We start from the raw sequence: 15,456 nt of genomic DNA on the forward strand, positions 1-15,456 counted from the left end.
CGCCGGACACACTTAGTCCTGACTCGGCTCAGGGGTGGCCGCCTCAGGCGGCGCCAGTTTCGACTGAGTTGGCCAAGCGTACAGAATGGCCTTGACCAGGGTCGCCAGCGGAATCGCGAAAAAGACCCCCCACAGACCCCACAAGCCGCCAAACACCAATACCGCAACGATGATGGCAACCGGGTGCATATTCACCGCCTCGGAAAAAAGCAGTGGCACTAGCACGTTGCCGTCCAGGGCCTGAATAACGCCGTAGACAATGGCCAGAGTAAGAAATTCGCCGCCCCACCCCCATTGCAAATATCCTACGAGCAAAACGGGAATAGTGACCACCGCCGCCCCGATATAGGGAATGACCACCGACAGCCCGACCAGCAAGCCAAGCAACGCCGCATAGTTCAGCCCCATCACCACAAAGCACACGTAGGAAACACTGCCAACGATGACAATTTCCACCGCTTTGCCGCGTACGTAGTTGGCGACCTGGACATTCATCTCATTCCAGATCACCGTCAAAATGGGGCGACGGTCGGGCAGAAAGCCACTTAACCAGCTGAGGATGACCTGCTTATCCTTCAGAAAAAAGAAAACCAGGATGGGGATCAGAATAATGTTAATCAGCAGGCCCACCAGGTTGGGTAGCTGGGCGATGGAGAAGGACAGCAGGTACTGGCCCGCCGAGCCCATTTTTGAGGTAATGACGGCCATCCACTCGCGAATCTGACTTTCAGTGAACAGCTCTGAGCGCTCGGGCAACACCAGCAGCGACTGCTGCAGCTTGCGCATCATTGCTGGGGCCTCTTGCACCAGGTTGACCGACTGCTGCCAGACCAGCGGCAACAGCAAGGTGAGCACACCAAAGAAAATTGCCAGAAAGATTCCGTAGGTAATCCCAATAGCCAAACCGCGCCGGGCACCGAAGGTGGTCAGGCGGTGAATCATGCCCTGCATCATAAAGGCCAGAACCACACTGGCGATGATCGGCACCAGCACATTGCCCAGGAACAGCATCAGCAACAGGCAGCCCGCCAGGATCAGCAGCAGGACAACGGTTTCTTCTTCCGCAAACAGGCGATCAAACCAGGAACGAAAGATGTTGATCATTGGATCTCCTTAACCCCCAAATTCACACGCCCGCGTCAATCGAGGACTATGCCGACTTTTCTATCAGGTAATGAAACTCATTGCCCTTGCTTTCGCTAAGCAACAGACGATGACCGCTTTGCCGCGCAAATGCAGCAAAATCCCGTTGCGAACCGGCATCGGTTGCCAGCACTTCAAGGACCTCGCCCACCGCCATTTTGTTGATGGCCTGCTTGGCCTTGAGCAGGGGCATCGGGCAGGACAGCCCCCGAGCATCCACTTGATGATCCTTAACACGCATAAAGCAGCCGCAATACCCCTAAATTTAAAGCCCCAGTATAGCCTGCCGACACGGAGCGCAAACAGGCACTTTTGGCGAATTGTTATGTCGAAGCCTCAGCGCTCTTGTTATGATCATTGAACTGACAACCGGCTCCAAAACATGGCGCACGCGCAGTTACTTTAATAAAGGTAGGTTGTGTTGAAACGATTTCTTTCCATTGCCGTGCTGGTCGGCGGTAGTGCCCTGGCTCTCGCCGATGACGACTTCAACCTCCCTGACTTGGGAGACGTCACCGCAAGCCGCTACTCCCAACAGCAGGAGCACGATTTGGGCAGAGCATGGCTGAAAATGTTCCGCAGCCAGGTCCAAACAATTGACGACCCCCTCGCCAAGGATTACGTCGAATCCCTACTATATAAGCTCGCTGCCAACAGCGAACTCAAAGACCGGCGCCTGGAAACCGTGGTGGTAGACAATGCCACCATCAATGCCTTTGCGGTACCCGGCGGCGTCATCGGCGTGCACAGCGGGCTGTTTTTGCACACCGACAACGAGGCGCAACTGGCCGGCGTGCTGGCCCACGAAATTGCCCACCTCAGTCAGCGCCACTTCTCGCGCTCGATGGATAAAGCTCAGCAAAGCACCATTCCGACCCTGGCGGGGATACTCGCAGGTGTGGTTTTGGCCGCCACGACGGGCAGTGACGCGGGCATTGCCGCCATTACCGCCACCCAGGCCGCCGCACTGGAAAATCAACTTCGCTTCAGCCGGGAGCACGAGCAAGAAGCCGACCGGGTAGGCATGGAAACCATGGTCAAGGCCGACATGGACCCCAACGGCGTGCCCAGCATGTTCGAAAACATGAACGCCCAGTACCGCTACCGGGGCAGTAATCCGCCTGAATTCCTGCTGACCCACCCCCTGACCGAAAGCCGGATCAATGACAGTCGCAATCGCGCCCGGCAATACCCACGCAAGGTGTACACCGATAACCTGAACTACCAGCTGGTGAAAATGCGCATGCTGGTGCATCACAGCGACAATAAAGAGAGTTTGATCAAACAATGGCAACGGGAGTCTGGCATCAATGGCGAGGCCCGGCGCTACGGCATTGTTTCCGCCCTGATTGCCCTCGAGCGCTGGAGCGAAGCCGAGGAGCAGCTGAAACCGCTGCTTGCCGCCGATCCCGGTCGCATTGCCTACCAACTCGCAGAGGGCGAGATCCTCAACGGCAAGAAGCAATACAAAGAGGCCATCGCCCTGCTTCAGGAAAAGCTGGCTCTCACCCCACACAATCAGCCCTTAACCATGGCGCTCGCCTCAGCCCTGCAGGGCGCCGGTCGCTTTGAGGATGCTGATAAATTGCTGACCGAGCAAAGCCGACATCAGCCGGGCGATCCAGCCCTGTGGTATGAGTTGGCAGAGGTGCGGGGGCTCGCGGGCAACATCATGGGGGTACACCTGGCCCGCAGTGAATACTTTGTACTCAATGGCCAGTTCCAGCGAGCCCAATCACAGCTGCGCTACGCCTACAAAGATGCGCCAGAGGACAGCATTCTGCGGCGCCGCATTCGCGAGCGCCTGCGGGAAATTGGCGAGATGCAGAAATTTCTGGAAAGCTTGTAAGGAAAGCGGCGACCGGGCGCTAGCGCTGGCCCGCCGCAAAATCCAACATTCGCGTCAGCGGCTTCATGGCCGCCTCCGCCAGCGCGGGATCGACGAAAATCTCGTTGCCGCCGCGCTCCAACACCTCGGCAAGATTTTCCAGGGCGTTCATGGCCATCCACGGACAGTTAGCGCAGCTGCGGCAGGTCGCGCCACTGCCTGCTGTCGGCGCAATAATGAACTCCTTGTCCGGCACTAGCTGCTGCAGCTTATAGAAAATACCCTGATCAGTTGCAACGATCAGTTGCTTGTTGGGCAGATCCCGCGCGGCATGGATAATCTGGGTAGTCGAGCCAACCGCATCGGCCAGGGCCACCACACTGGCCGGTGACTCGGGGTGCACCAGCACGGCCGCGTCGGGGTAGACCTTTTTCAGATCCAGAATGCCCTGAGCTTTGAACTCCTCGTGGACGATACAGGCGCCGTCCCACAGCAGCACGTCGGCACCGGTTTCCCGGCGCACGTAATCGCCCAAGTGCTTATCCGGCGCCCACAAGATTTTTTCACCCTTGCTGTCGAGGTAGTCCACCACTTTCAAGGCAATACTGGAGGTCACGACCCAATCGGCACGGGCTTTTACAGCGGCCGAAGTATTGGCGTAAACCACCACAGTGCGGTCGGGGTGTTGGTCACACAAGGCGGAAAACTCATCGGCAGGACAACCGATATCCAATGAACAGGTTGCTTCCAGCGTCGGCATCATCACCCGCTTTTCGGGAGACAGAATCTTGGCGGTCTCACCCATAAACTTCACCCCGGCCACCACCAACTGCTCAGCGGGATGATCGCGGCCAAATCGGGCCATTTCCAGGGAGTCAGACACACACCCGCCGGTTTCTTCGGCCAGGGCCTGGATTTCGGGGTCGGTGTAGTAATGCGCCACAAGCACGGCGTTCTTGGCCTTTAGCAGTGCTTTGATCCGCTCACGCAGACCCTCGCGCTGTTCAGCCGGCAGCTTGGGTTGCTCATGAATTTTCGCCAGGTGATCGCGAACGATCTCTTGGGCTGATGCATGTTCCGCCATAAGCGTTCTCTACCAATTGCGGACCGTTGGCCGAGCATTTTAGCAGACTTGTCTGCAATGCCCCCAATGCACAATCGGTCAGACAAAAAAAAAGGATGCCGGGGGCATCCTTCTTAATTTCGTGGTGGGCCGTGATGGATTCGAACCATCGACCAATTGGTTAAAAGCCAACTGCTCTACCACTGAGCTAACGGCCCCGAAAGAGGCGCCTATCATACGGATTTAAAAACAAAAAACAACACGTTGGCTGAAAAAAATTACGGTTTTTTGAAGGCGGATGAACGCGCCAAATGACACCAACCGAAACGCGCTCACCCTCCCCCGCAACACGGCCTGTGCGCCGGTCATCGCCGATAGACAATGGTCAAGTGTCATCCCCTGAGAGGGGCGTCATACAGGAAGATCGGCCCCGCCACTGAATGGCAGGCCCGGCTGGCTCAGGCAATGTAGCGCGTGGGATCCGGGATTCCAGCCTCGTCGAAGCCCTGCTTGCGCAGCGCACAACTATCGCAATGACCACACGCCCTACCCTGCTCATCGGCGCTATAGCAGGATACCGTCTCGGCGTAGTTCACACCCAGTTGCGTGCCCCGACGGACAATATCGGTTTTGCTTAAATCGATTAGCGGGGTATGGATGGTCATGGCGTGCCCCTCCACGCCGGCCTTAGTCGCCACATTCGCCAGCCGTTCGAAGGCGGCAATAAAGTCGGGGCGACAGTCGGGGTAGCCCGAGTAATCCACCGCATTCACGCCGATGAAGATATCGTCCGCCTGCAGGACCTCCGCCCAGCCCAGAGCAATGGATAAAAATACGGTATTGCGCGCCGGCACATAGGTCACCGGAATACCATCGCCGCCCGCCTCAGGGACCGGGATATTCAGGTCGGTCAGTGCCGAGCCACCGATACTGCTCAAATCCAGTGTAATCATCTTAAAGGCGGCCGCACCGTGCGCGTCAGCAACGCGACGTGCCGCTTTGAGTTCTGCCCGGTGGCGTTGACCGTAATCGAAGGCCAGTGTGTAACATTCAAAGCCCTGTTCTCGGGCGATTGCCAGAACCGTTGCGCTGTCCAACCCCCCAGAGACCAGTACCACGGCTTTTTTTGACATAAATACTCCTCAGTGCCCCGCCGCATCCTGCCACAGCAGCTTGTGGAGCTGCAGCTGGAAGCGCACCGGCAAATTGTCCTCAACAATCCAGTCAGCCAGCGCGGTTGCATCCAATTGACCGAAGCTCGGGGAAAACAGCACCTCCCCCACTTGCTGGGACAAGCCCCGGCTCTCGACCTCAAAGCGCGCCCAGTCGTAATCGCGCCGATCACACAGCACAAACTTCAACTGGTCGTTGCGGCCAAGCAAGGCCAGATTGTCCATCAGGTTGCGATGCTGCTCGCCCGACCCCGGGGTCTTCAAGTCCATGACCTTGGAAACCCGATCATCGACACCGGCGAGGGAAACGGCCCCACTGGTTTCCAGTGATACTTCATATCCGGCATCGCAAAGCTGGCTGAGCAGCTCAAGGCAGGTGGGCTGCGCCAGCGGTTCGCCGCCAGTCACGCATACGTAGCGGGGCCGATAACTTGCGACGGTTGTCAAAATATCCGCAATAGATTGACGCTCACCACCATGGAAAGCGTATTCGGTATCACAGTACTGGCAACGCAAGGGGCACCCTGTGAGCCGCACAAAGACGGTGGGCAAACCCAAAGTGCGAGACTCCCCCTGAAGGGAGTAGAAGATTTCGGTGATACGAAGGGAGTGACTATCAGCCATGCATATTGTCCAAACAGCGACAGAACCCAATTCTGCCGCGCTGAAAAACCTGCAAGCTTATCAGAAATTCTTGCGGAGGAATTCCCGGGACTTCTGCACTGCTGAATTGCCAGTGTTGCTGTAGCGGTCAATGACGTGGGTCAGCATCTCTTTGGCCTTCTGCTTCTGACCATTGAGATAGTAAACCGTCGCCAGTTTGTACATGGCCGCGGGCACCTTGCCATTGTCTGGGTAATCGGCCAGCAATTTTTGGAAGGCTTCTGTCGAGGCTGACAGGTTTTGGGGCTTCACTGCGATGTGCAGTTCGCCCAACCAGTACCAGGCGTTGGGAGTGTAGCGATCATCCGGGTACCGCTCGACATAGTCATTAAAGGCGACGATCGCCTCGGCAAATTGCCGGCTGCGAACCAACCCGTACGCTTTGGCGTAGTCGCTGGAGGGGTTACCTGTGCTAACCGAGGGCTGTGCAGCCGCAGCTGCTGACATGTTGCCCGTGGTTGCCGACGGGAGCCCTGCGGCAGAGGCGCCACTGCCCCCACTTGCCCCATCACCAACCTGTGCCCCATTCAATTGGGCACCACCGGTGGCACTTACCCCTGCACTTGCGCCGACAGCACCGCTGCCGCCATCAAGCATTGTATCTTCGGACTCATCCGCCGGCATCGCTACCGGGGATGCGCCACTGATGCGCCGATCGAGATCAATATAACGATCAAGACTTTGCTGTTTGAGCTGGCGGAGCTGATGCCCCTGCTCTTCCACCAGACCTCGCAACTGCATCATCTCCTGACGCAATTGCTGAAGCTGCTGGTAAAGCTCCCCCTGCATGGTGGGTTGATTATCCGCCGGGCGATTCGCACTGGCACCAATATCAACTACCGGCGCCTGGGCACTCGCCAGACTGGACCACAGAACGACACCTACTACGAGGGGAGCTTTCCTGAACTGCATCAGACCGCCTTCAAATCACTTATTTCAGTTCAACACGACGGTTCTTAGCGTAAGAGCTATCGGACTGACCGAAAGCTGCAGGACGCTCTTCACCGTAACTTACCGTTTCGATACGGTAACGGGGAATGCCGTTAATTGCCATGTAATCAGCAACGGCATTGGCACGACGCTCACCCAGCGCAATATTGTACTCACGGGTGCCGCGCTCGTCAGCATGACCTTCCAGGCGAATCGGGCCAGTGGTTTTCTTCAGACGAGCAATCTGCGCATCCAGGTCGCCGCGGGTTTTGGCGTCCAGAGTGGCTTGGTCAAAGTCGAAGTAAAAGACAGTGGCCAGGCTAGCCGGATCAACTTCGGTCTGGTAGCTGGAGCTGGTGTCTTTTTTGTCGACGTAGGTGCTCATGCCGTCGCCGGCTTGGCCGCTGCTGTCAGAATCGGTGGACGCACAACCAGCCAGCAGAGCGCTCAGTAAAGCGACACCGAAAAACATTTTACCTTGGTAGTTCATAGCATTTTTCCCATCACATTTTGATTAAACAAACCGGGTAGCAATGCGATCAGCATGCCTCCACGGACATTCCATTTCCGGCTACATCATTAATGCAGAAAAGGCGACCAAGCCGGTTCACGCACATCTCCGAATCGGGATGGCAAACGGTACTTCACGTTACCATCCACCGATACTGCTGCGAGAACACCGTTGCCGTTATGCTTTGTGGCGTACAATAGCATACTGGCATTCGGTGCCACGCTCGGCGACTCATCCAATGCGGTTGAGGTCAGGATTTCAACCCGGTTACGTTTGAAATCCTGCACCGCAATGTGAAAGTCACCGCGTCTTCTATGTACCATAACCAAGCCCAAATCGTCCGGCAAAACCCGGGCGCGGGCATTGTAATCACCGTCAAACGTGACCCGTTCGACATAACCTGTTGCCAATTCCACCTTGTAAATCTGAGGTTTACCGCCCCGATCCGAGGTGAAGTAAAGTGTTTTGCCATCGGGGCCCCAAGCGGGCTCGGTATCGATGGCAAAATGGTTGGTCACCTTTTGCAGCTCCTGGGTGGCCAAATCCATAATATAAACGTCAGGGCTTCCATCCTTGGATAACACCATCGCCATCTTGCTGCCATCCGGCGAAAAGGCCGGCGAGCTATTCAATCCTTTGAAATTAGTAATCTGGCGACGCGCACCGGTCCCGAGATCCTGGATATAGATCGCGGGACGGGAGGTCTCGAAAGATACGTAAGCAATTTTCTTGCCGTCTGGTGCCCAGGTAGGGGCCATGATGGGTTGCCGACTATCAAACAGCACCTTTTCGTTGGCACCATCAATATCACTTTTCAACAGCCGGTAGCGGACGCGGTTATCACCTTCTCTGACGGCGGAAATGTAGAGCAGCTGTGTACGAAATGCACCACGGATATTTGTGAGTTTTTCATAAATCAGGTCGCTAATGGTATGGGCGAGATAGCGCAGGTCGTTGCGACTACCCGTTTCGGTTCCTGCGAGAATTAGCCGCTGACTATTCACGTCCAGCAACTCGAACTGGGCGATCACGTTATCCCCTCCGGCTGACTTCAACGTGCCTACCGTCACGTAATCCACCCCAAGACTTTTCCAGTCTTTAAAGAAAACCTCGGCTGAGGCAGTCGGGCGGCTCAGCATGTCGTTGCGGCTCAGCGGCTCGAACAAGCCACTGCGGTGCAAGTCACTCTCGACCACCGCGGCAATATCCTCAGAGACCGACAAACCGGGATCCCAACCGAAGGGGACAATAGCGATGGGCAGCGGATCATCATTTCCCTTGTTGATTTCGATAACCAGCTCAGCCCGGGCAAAGCCTGCCAGGCTCAGTGCAATGATCAATGACAAGATTCTTACTAGCATTATCGCCTCAATTCGGTTGGAGCAAATTTAAATCGGAAACTGCGGAAGTTCTTCTCGTAGGTGCGAATATCTTCCGTGGCCAGGTCACCCAGTTCGTCAATTTTTCCCAGTTTGGCAATGGCCGAAATCACCGACTGGTCAAAGGCGGCATTACCACTACTCGTTACAATGTACTGATTAACAATATCCCCGGTGGGAATGGTATTAATCTGCACCACCGCCACCATGCCATTGCGCGCTGTTGGCGGCGGCGTCCAGTTTTGCTCAACCAACGCCTGAATCAGGTCGGCATAGGTCGAGGTCTGCTCAGCGTCATCGACAATATCCTCTTCCGCCGCCAGTGCATCGGCCAGCTCGCGCTCCTGTTGCCGGCGGATCTGCTCCTCCAGCTCGCGCTGCTTGCGCTCCTGCTCCTTCCTTTCCTGTTCCTGCTTCTTCTTAAGCTCCTCCGGTGTCGGCCCTTTTGGCTTGGGCTTAGGCTCCGGTTTGGGCTTGGGCTTCGGTGCTGGCTTGGGCTCCGGCTTGGGTTCCGGTTTAGGCTTGATCACCGGTTTTGGCTTTTGCGCGGGCGGCGCCGGTTTGGACGCAGCCTTGGCTTTGGGCTTTTCCAGCACCAGTTTTGCCTGAATCACCTTTGGCTTTGGCTTGATCTGCAGCGGCTCACTACTGCCCGGCATACCCACCAGCAAAAACAAAATCACCAGAGTATGAAGGACTAATGTGACCGCAAAAGGAACGAGCTTGAATTCCGACGACATGTCGCTATTTCCCGCTGCCCGGCTCCTCAGTGATCAGGCCAATGGATTCTGCGCCTGCCCCCTGAAGAACAGCCATCGCTGCAACCACACTGCCATAATTCACCGCATTGTCCCCTTTCACCATCACCGGTGTTTTGGGCTTGTTGCGCAGAATTTTCTCCATTCGCTCACCAATGGAAGCCAGTTCCACCGGCTCGCCCTGCTTGTCCGGATCACCTAGTGTGACATAGTACTGACCCGCCTTGTCGACGGAAACCACAATCGGCTCGTCATCGTTTTCCGGCACCGGCTCGGTGGACGCCTTGGGCAAATCTACCTGTACCCCCTGAACCAACAACGGCGCCGTCACCATAAAGACGATCAGCAATACCAGCATCACGTCGATGTAAGGCACGACGTTGATGTCCGACATGGGCTTGCGTTTATTTCGCCGAGACATTCCTATTGCTCCTCAGCGAGAGTGAACCTGACGGTGGAGAATGCTGGAAAACTCCTCCATGAAGGTTTCGTACTTGCCGGCGTAGCTGTCGACCTTCGACGAGAAGCGGTTAAAGCTCACCACTGCCGGAATCGCGGCGATCAGGCCCATCGCGGTGGCCACCAGGGCTTCTGAAATGCCGGGCGCTACCGTCGCCAGCGTTGCCTGCTGTACCTGACCCAGGCCATGGAAGGACCCCATAATCCCCCACACAGTGCCGAGCAAGCCGATATAGGGGCTGGTTGAGCCGACGGTCGCCAGAAACGGCAGGCTGTGCTCCATGTCCTCTTCTTCCCGAGACAGGGCCACACGCATTGCCCGCTGGCAACCTTCCATCATGGCGTCGTTATCAATGCGCTTTTTGGCCAGACGGGTAAATTCCTTAAAGCCCGCCCGAAAAACCGACTCCATGCCCATGGCCGACTGGGCAGTATCGCTACCTTCGTTGTACATGGTGTTGAGATCGACACCGGACCAGAACCGGGATTCGAAACGGCGCATTTCCCGGTCGGCCAGATTGAAATACATCACCCGCTGGGCGATGAGGTACCAGGATACGACAGACGCCAGCAGCAGTATCAGCATGATTGCTTGTACAAACAGGCTGGCCTGGCTTACCAATTGCCATATGGAAAGCTCATGTCCCACGTTTTAACTCTCCTTTTCAGATAAACCCGCTAACGCGGAAATCAATGTCGCCGGGATGCGCTTCGGCTTATGCGTAGAGCGATCCACACAGGCAATTTGCACCGAGGCGGAAAACAGTTCTCTATCGCGGAAAAAAACTCGCTGTTCAAATTCCATGCTGACTCTGGCCAGTGCCGATACTCTGGCTGTGACCATCAATTCTTCACCCAGTTTAGCCGCATGTGAATATTTAACATTCATTGCGGAAACGACAAACATTAGCTCATCGTCAAACAGTGCCGCTTTATCGAAGCCCTTGGCCCGCAAAAACTCCGTTCTCGCACGCTCGATGAATTTCAGGTAGTTGGCGTGATAAACAATACCGCCCGCATCGGTGTCTTCTATATATACCCGCACCGGAATGGAAAAATCACTCAAAACAGCTGCCCTGTGTCGCTACCATCACCCGCACCTGCCGCGCCTTGCTCCGAGTTCGCACCCGGCAGACCAAAGTGACGGTAGGCATTTGCCGTTACCACCCGGCCCCGGGGTGTGCGCATAATAAACCCCTGCTGAATCAAATAGGGCTCCAACACGTCCTCTATGGTGCCGCGCTCCTCACTGATCGCCGCCGCTAAACTGTCGATACCCACGGGGCCGCCATCAAACTTCTCAATCATCGCCAACAGCAGGCGGCGATCCAGATGATCAAAGCCACTGTTGTCCACGTTCAGCATATTTAGCGCCTTGTCAGCCACCTCAGCGGTGACCCGGCCATCTGCCTTCACCTCGGCATAGTCGCGCACTCGCCGCAGCAGGCGGTTGGCGATCCGCGGAGTACCCCGGGAGCGGCAGGCAATTTCCTTCGCGCCCGCACCGTCAATTTCGATACCGAGGATCGCGGCCGAACGGCTGACGATAGTGGCAAGATCAGCAACCCCATAAAACTCCAGCCGTTGCACGATGCCAAAACGATCGCGCAATGGCGAGGTGAGCAGACCGGCTCTGGTGGTCGCTCCCACCAATGTAAATGGTGGCAGGTCCAGCTTGATTGAACGCGCAGCGGGCCCTTCGCCGATCATGATATCCAGCTGATAGTCTTCCATTGCCGGATACAAAATCTCTTCAATGTGGGGGCTAAGGCGATGGATTTCATCGATGAATAACACATCACCCGCATCAAGATTGGTCATCAACGCCGCCAGGTCACCCGCCTTTTCCAACACCGGACCCGAGGTGGTTTTGAGAGATACCTGCATTTCATTGGCGAGGATATTGGCCAGGGTGGTCTTTCCCAGCCCCGGCGGTCCAAAAATCAAGGTATGATCCAAAGGCTCGCCCCGCCCCTGGGCAGCGCGCACAAAAATCTCCATCTGCTCACGCACCGCGGGCTGACCAATATAGTCACCTAGCGCCTTCGGACGTATCGCCCGGTCAAAACGCGCCTCTGTGGTATCAGTGGCATCGGCAGCCACCAGTCGATCGACTTCTATCATTAGCTCGCCCGGTTAACGGATCATACTCTTGAGCGCAGCGCGGATAAGCTCCTCGCTGCTCTTGCCCTCAACCTCCAGGGCATTAATCGCTTTACTCGCTTCCTGAGGCTTGTATCCCAGGGCCACGAGCGCGGCCTCAGCCTCGGCAATTTCGTGGTTTTGGCCTCGGGGCGCAGGTGTCGCGGCAACGGCGGCTCCCGCTGCAGGCACCCAGTCCTTGAAGCGGTCGCGCATTTCGACTACCAAGCGCTCCGCCGTTTTCTTCCCCACCCCCGGCAGTTTGACCAGGGCGGCGGTATCGCCATGTTGCACACAGCGAACAAATTCATCACTGTCGATGCCCGACATCACGGTCAGCGCCAGTTTGGGGCCAACACCATTAACCTTTATCAAATCCCTGAACAACGCACGAGATGCCGTGTCGGCAAAGCCAAACAATAGCTGGGCATCTTCCCGAACAATAAACTGGGTGTAAAGACTCACCTCCTGTCCCAGCGGGGGCAGGCTGTAAAGCGTGGTCATCGGCACCAGCACTTCGTAGCCCACACCATTCACGTCGATGAGGATTTCGGGCGCCTGTTTCTCCAACAACACGCCACGCAATCTACCTATCATCCCAGTTCCTTTTATCCAGTTACGGTTATCAAACTACTTCAGGCGGCCGCGGCGCATGCGTCCGGCGGCGTCCGGCAGGGCCATTTTGGCCAGGCTGCCACCGGCATTAGCGTGACAGATGGCCGCCGCCAACGCATCCGCCGCATCTTCCTGGGGGGCAGCGGGGAGTGACAGCAACAATTTAACCATCTCTTGAATTTGTTCCTTACTCGCAGCCCCGGTCCCGACCACCGCTTTCTTGATCTGCCGGGCCGTGTACTCCGCCACCGTGATATCGCGACTGACACAGGCCACCACCGCAGCCCCTCGCGCCTGCCCCAACTTCAAGGCAGAGCCGGCGCTCTTGGCCATAAACACTTCTTCCACCACGGCTTGATCCGGTGAAAATTCGTCAATGATGGTATTCAGGCTTTTAAAAATGGTGTCGAGACGGGTGGGCAGCGCCACTAGGGGAAGGCGAATAACACCGCTGCTCAGATAGCGGTGCCGGTTACCATCGGATTCAATCACGCCGAAGCCGGTTTTCTGTGAGCCTGGGTCAATCCCTAAAATGATCGTCATAATCGTCCACACGCAGCCCCGACAGCAGGCGGGACACAGGGTCAGGCTAGCCAGGGACGAAAACGGGGGCAAACTTCAGGAGACAACCAGGCAGCGGCACAAACCCGCCCTTGAAACAACCCGCAGCAGATTCGCCATCCCATAGAAGGGGCGCGACCTGAAAACATGCTCGCTATTATGCACAGAACTCTGTGAATAAAGACATGAGGGAGACCGGCTGGCGGAAAATATTTTTCTGCGCCCGGCGCCGGGCGAGGCGCCAAGGGCCAGAACCCGCAAGGGAGGCCTGACCCGGGGCCTGACACAGATCGGATCAATCATTCACGCGTTTCGGTTGCGGCGAGAAAAACGACTCCGGAGTGCATTGCTACCCGCAACCGCGCTTTAGCCTGACAACGCCTGGGCTAAAACGCCTGGCTAAAACGCCTGCGCCGCCCGAAGGCGGCGCAAAGAAGGCATGGACCCGATCATTCTTCGGGCTTGCGCACCCGGATATTCAGTTCGGTGAGCTGCTTGCTCTCCACATCACCCGGTGCGTCGGTCATGACACACGCCGCGGTCTGGGTTTTGGGGAAGGCGATCACATCGCGAATGGATTTGGCACCACTCATCAGCATCACCAGGCGATCCAAACCAAAGGCCAGACCGCCGTGGGGCGGCGCGCCGTATTTCAGCGCATCGAGCAGGAAGCCAAATTTTTCCTCGGCCTCTGCCTCACCGATGCCGAGAATCTGGAACACGGCCTGCTGTATATCCTGGCGGTGAATACGAACCGAGCCTCCGCCCAACTCGGTGCCATTGAGCACCATGTCGTAGGCAATAGACAGTGCCTCGCCGGGGGCCGCCTGCAATTGCTCAACACTGCACGCTGGCGCGGTGAATGGGTGATGCAGCGCAGTCCAGCCACCCTTGTCGTCTTCTTCAAACATGGGAAAGTCGACAACCCACAACGGCGCCCACTGGGCGGTGTACAGGTTCAGGTCTTCACCCAGCTTGCAGCGCAGGGCACCCAGCGCTTCGTTAACAATCTTGGCCTTATCTGCACCGAAGAAAATCAGGTCGCCGTTGTCGGCGCCCACCCGGTCCAGAATAGCGGCGCGAACCGGTTCCGGCAGGAATTTCACAATGGGTGATTGCAGACCGCCCTCAAGATCACTCTTGTCATTAACCTTGATATAGGCGAGCCCTTTGGCGCCATAAATACTGACGAACTTGGTGTAGTCATCAATCTGTTTGCGGGTCAGCGCCTCGTTGCCACCGGGCACTTTCAGCGCCGCCACCCGACCCTTGGGATCCTTGGCAGGGCCAGAAAACACTTTGAATTCCACCTCAGCCATCAGATCGCCAACATCGACCATCTCCAGCGGAATCCGCAGATCGGGCTTGTCGCTACCGAAACGAGACATCGCCTCGGCGTAGGGCATCTGGGGGAAGTCGCCCAAATCCACATCAAGGACATCGGCAAACAGATTGCGAATCATGCCTTCGGTGACGGCCATAATCTGCTGGTCGTCCATAAAGGACGTTTCGATATCGATCTGGGTAAATTCGGGCTGGCGGTCGGCGCGAAGGTCCTCATCCCGGAAACACTTGGCGATTTGATAGTAGCGGTCAAAGCCCGACACCATCAGCAGCTGTTTGAACAGCTGGGGGGACTGGGGCAGCGCAAAAAACTTCCCGGCATGGGTCCGGCTGGGCACCAGGTAGTCGCGGGCACCTTCCGGGGTGGTCTTGGTGAGGATGGGAGTCTCAATATCCAGAAAACCTTCGGCATCCAGATAACTGCGCAACACCGAAGTGACCTTGGCACGCAGGCGCAATTTATCGGCAATCTGGGGGCGGCGCAGATCGAGGTATCGGTAGCGCAGGCGCACGTCCTCACCCACATTGGTGTGGTCGTCCAGCTGGAAAGGCGGTGTCGCCGCCTCATTAAGGATCTCAAGCTGCTTACCCAGCACTTCGATTTCGCCCGTGGCCATATTGGCATTCACCGTGGCGCCATCCCGGGCCCGAACCCGACCGGTAATTTTCAGCACATACTCGCTGCGGACCTTGTCCGCCAGGGCGAAGGAGGCTTCCGTATCGGGGTCAAAGACCACCTGCACAATCCCCTCGCGGTCGCGCATATCCAGAAAGATGACCCCACCGTGATCCCGGCGGCGGTCCACCCATCCACACAGGGTGACTTCCTGATCGATAAACGCCTTGGTCAGGCTCCCGCAATAATGACTGCGCATGAGTTTTGTTCTC

17 protein-coding genes and 1 tRNA gene are annotated in these 15,456 nt (G+C 56.8%); 1 reads left to right on the top strand and 17 read right to left on the bottom strand.

Annotation, left to right across the window (positions count from 1 at the left end):
- Window positions 1-12 precede the first annotated feature (12 nt).
- Both NCG89_RS04660 and NCG89_RS04665 read right to left on the bottom strand, forming a co-directional pair.
- Complete coding sequence (locus tag NCG89_RS04660; RefSeq protein ID WP_251088606.1) at window positions 13-1,104, bottom strand: AI-2E family transporter; 1,092 nt, start codon at window positions 1,102-1,104, stop codon at window positions 13-15.
- 46 nt (window positions 1,105-1,150) lie between these two features.
- Window positions 1,151-1,384, bottom strand: a complete 234-nt coding sequence (locus NCG89_RS04665) for a sulfurtransferase TusA family protein (RefSeq protein WP_251088607.1) — start codon at window positions 1,382-1,384, stop codon at window positions 1,151-1,153.
- Window positions 1,385-1,564: 180 nt separating this feature from the next.
- Here NCG89_RS04665 and NCG89_RS04670 point away from each other — a divergent pair, with 180 nt between their 5' ends.
- On the top strand, window positions 1,565-2,992 hold the full coding sequence (locus NCG89_RS04670; protein ID WP_251088608.1) for a M48 family metalloprotease: 1,428 nt from the start codon (window positions 1,565-1,567) through the stop codon (window positions 2,990-2,992).
- 19 nt (window positions 2,993-3,011) lie between these two features.
- Here the strand turns inward: NCG89_RS04670 and nadA are convergent, their stop codons facing one another.
- The 15 genes from nadA to aspS all read right to left on the bottom strand — a co-directional run bounded on the left by nadA (window position 3,012) and on the right by aspS (window position 15,443).
- Window positions 3,012-4,055 (bottom strand): quinolinate synthase NadA, encoded by a 1,044-nt coding sequence (gene nadA, locus NCG89_RS04675; protein ID WP_251088609.1) that lies wholly within the window; start codon window positions 4,053-4,055, stop codon window positions 3,012-3,014.
- 122 nt (window positions 4,056-4,177) lie between these two features.
- Window positions 4,178-4,252, bottom strand: a tRNA-Lys gene (locus tag NCG89_RS04680).
- 240 nt (window positions 4,253-4,492) lie between these two features.
- On the bottom strand, window positions 4,493-5,167 hold the full coding sequence (gene queC / locus NCG89_RS04685) for a 7-cyano-7-deazaguanine synthase QueC (protein ID WP_251088610.1): 675 nt from the start codon (window positions 5,165-5,167) through the stop codon (window positions 4,493-4,495).
- Window positions 5,168-5,176: 9 nt separating this feature from the next.
- Complete coding sequence (gene queE / locus NCG89_RS04690) at window positions 5,177-5,830, bottom strand: 7-carboxy-7-deazaguanine synthase QueE (RefSeq protein WP_251088611.1); 654 nt, start codon at window positions 5,828-5,830, stop codon at window positions 5,177-5,179.
- 60 nt (window positions 5,831-5,890) lie between these two features.
- A complete protein-coding gene (ybgF, locus tag NCG89_RS04695) occupies window positions 5,891-6,781 on the bottom strand; it encodes a tol-pal system protein YbgF (RefSeq protein ID WP_251088612.1) in 891 nt (296 codons plus the stop codon).
- Between the two features lie 19 nt (window positions 6,782-6,800).
- Window positions 6,801-7,289: an OmpA family protein gene (locus NCG89_RS04700; protein ID WP_251088613.1), complete on the bottom strand. Its 489-nt coding sequence runs from the start codon at window positions 7,287-7,289 to the stop codon at window positions 6,801-6,803.
- Window positions 7,290-7,378: 89 nt separating this feature from the next.
- Complete coding sequence (gene tolB, locus NCG89_RS04705; protein WP_251088614.1) at window positions 7,379-8,671, bottom strand: Tol-Pal system beta propeller repeat protein TolB; 1,293 nt, start codon at window positions 8,669-8,671, stop codon at window positions 7,379-7,381.
- Window positions 8,671-9,429, bottom strand: a complete 759-nt coding sequence (gene tolA / locus NCG89_RS04710) for a cell envelope integrity protein TolA (RefSeq protein WP_251088615.1) — start codon at window positions 9,427-9,429, stop codon at window positions 8,671-8,673. The genes tolB and tolA overlap by 1 nt, the downstream gene beginning before the upstream one ends.
- A 4-nt stretch (window positions 9,430-9,433) precedes the next feature.
- Complete coding sequence (gene tolR / locus NCG89_RS04715; RefSeq protein WP_251088616.1) at window positions 9,434-9,868, bottom strand: protein TolR; 435 nt, start codon at window positions 9,866-9,868, stop codon at window positions 9,434-9,436.
- Window positions 9,869-9,880: 12 nt separating this feature from the next.
- A complete protein-coding gene (gene tolQ / locus NCG89_RS04720; RefSeq protein ID WP_251088617.1) occupies window positions 9,881-10,555 on the bottom strand; it encodes a protein TolQ in 675 nt (224 codons plus the stop codon).
- A gap of 3 nt (window positions 10,556-10,558) precedes the next feature.
- The gene (ybgC, locus tag NCG89_RS04725; RefSeq protein ID WP_251088618.1) at window positions 10,559-10,972 is read right to left on the bottom strand and encodes a tol-pal system-associated acyl-CoA thioesterase; all 414 of its coding nucleotides are present in this window, start codon (window positions 10,970-10,972) and stop codon (window positions 10,559-10,561) included.
- Window positions 10,969-12,030, bottom strand: a complete 1,062-nt coding sequence (gene ruvB, locus NCG89_RS04730; protein WP_251088619.1) for a Holliday junction branch migration DNA helicase RuvB — start codon at window positions 12,028-12,030, stop codon at window positions 10,969-10,971. The genes ybgC and ruvB overlap by 4 nt, the downstream gene beginning before the upstream one ends.
- Window positions 12,031-12,042: 12 nt before the next feature.
- Complete coding sequence (gene ruvA / locus NCG89_RS04735) at window positions 12,043-12,645, bottom strand: Holliday junction branch migration protein RuvA (protein WP_251088620.1); 603 nt, start codon at window positions 12,643-12,645, stop codon at window positions 12,043-12,045.
- A 33-nt stretch (window positions 12,646-12,678) separates the two neighbouring features.
- Entirely contained in the window at window positions 12,679-13,206 is a 528-nt protein-coding gene (ruvC, locus tag NCG89_RS04740) for a crossover junction endodeoxyribonuclease RuvC (protein ID WP_251088621.1), read from the bottom strand.
- Window positions 13,207-13,673: 467 nt separating this feature from the next.
- Entirely contained in the window at window positions 13,674-15,443 is a 1,770-nt protein-coding gene (gene aspS / locus NCG89_RS04745; RefSeq protein WP_251088622.1) for an aspartate--tRNA ligase, read from the bottom strand.
- Window positions 15,444-15,456: the final 13 nt, after the last annotated feature.

It is taken from the genome of Spongiibacter taiwanensis, assembly GCF_023702635.1.
In the GTDB taxonomy this organism is placed as follows: domain Bacteria; phylum Pseudomonadota; class Gammaproteobacteria; order Pseudomonadales; family Spongiibacteraceae; genus Spongiibacter; species Spongiibacter taiwanensis.